1 protein-coding gene is annotated in these 1,558 nt (G+C 37.6%); it reads left to right on the top strand.

Annotated features, from left to right (window positions below; all coding sequences use genetic code 11):
• Positions 1–214 precede the first annotated feature (214 nt).
• Complete coding sequence (locus KI210_RS09025) at positions 215–1,489, top strand: ISL3 family transposase (RefSeq protein ID WP_212781499.1); 1,275 nt, start codon at positions 215–217, stop codon at positions 1,487–1,489.
• Positions 1,490–1,558 lie beyond the last annotated feature (69 nt).

The raw sequence follows: 1,558 nt of genomic DNA on the forward strand, positions 1-1,558 counted from the left end.
GGGCCGGGGCACTAAATAAAAAGCACCTGCCTAAATGGCAGATGCTTAAAGTCTAATTTTTATGGCTCTATAATTTTTCCTGTTGATGGTTTATCTATATGATATCCTGTTAACAGGATTTTTTATTGCGCAAGAAAAAGAGGCCATAGCCTCTATTTCTCAATAAAAAATCCAATACCACTCAAACATTTTATATAAGAAAGTTGTGACTGCTATGACCTCTAACAATAATTTTATTAAATTTATGCTGGATGTTAAAGATAAAAATATCCTTTTTTCTGATGATTATTTCTATAAGTTCATCAAGGGTAAAAAAGCAAAGGTATTCAACGCGGAACTGATTCAGCCTGCTTGCCCTCATTGCGGTTCCGTTGACATAAAACACAATGGTCACTACATTTCTAATATCCGCTACATAACAGCCAATGCTTCACAGCCGGTAATAATCAGGCTCAGTAAACAAAGGGTTCTCTGTAATGATTGCGGCGAGCGGTCAATGGCAAAATCCGACTTAATTAATAAATACTGCTGTATCTCGAACATTTCCAAACGTAAAATTATTTCAGCTTTAACTGAAGATCGTTCCATGACCAGTATTGCCAGAGAACACAATGTTTCCGTGAACACTGTACAGAGAGTTTTAGCTTCTTGTTCGCATAACTTTCACAGTGATTGGGACAGCCTGCCTAAACACCTGGCTTTCGATGAATTCAGGGGTGTAGGCCGAAAGCTGCACTTTATCTGTATTGATGGCGAAAAGCACAAGGTAATCAAGATTATTCAAAACCGCTTTAAAAAATCAATTTTAAAATACTTTGGCAAATATTCACCTCAAGCCAGAGAAAGCGTTGAGACTGTCACTATGGATCTTAACTGCTATTATCCAGATGCTGTTCGGGCCTGTTTTCCTAATGCCAAGGTGGTTATTGACAGATTTCATATGATTCAGATGCTCAACCGCTCCTTTAATTCTCTGAGAGTCAGTGTGATGCGCCAATTAGACAGAACATCTCGTCAGTATAAGCTGCTTAAAGGCTATTGGAAGCTTTATTTAATGCGGTATGACAAACTTGAAAAGACAAAGCCAAAATATCAGTGGCGAATCAAAGACAGCCTGACCCAGGAACAGATAGTTAACGAGGGTTTAGATGTAGACGATAACGGTGTTTTAAGGAATACCTATGAAGCCATGCAAAACTTTTCTCAGGCTATGCAAAAACACGATGTGCAGGCTATTAAAGAAATCATTTATTCTAAAAACATTGTTGGCAAGCAAATGCATACAACCCTGCTTACTTTTAAACGTAATTACCGAGGAGTGATTAACGGTATTGACCTTGAATATTCTAACGGTTGTCTTGAAGGACTTAACCGTAAGATAAAACAGATTGAAAGGACTGCCTTCGGCTGCAGAAACTTCGTCAATCTGCTTAAAAGAATTCATCTTGAAGAAAATGTGGTAACAGAAAAAGATCCATATAGTATCTAAACTAATACTATACGGATCTTCAATTCAAGCTCATATCAACCCTTATCAACAGGATTTGACAAAGAGCCA

The organism is Lactobacillus corticis, from assembly GCF_018327645.1.
GTDB classification, from domain to species: domain Bacteria; phylum Bacillota; class Bacilli; order Lactobacillales; family Lactobacillaceae; genus Lactobacillus; species Lactobacillus corticis.

Excerpts from the sequence above, each read along its gene's own strand:
- KI210_RS09025 (WP_212781499.1), top strand. The coding sequence starts at position 215 with ATGACCTCTAACAATAATTTTATTAAATTTATGCTGGATGTTAAAGAT.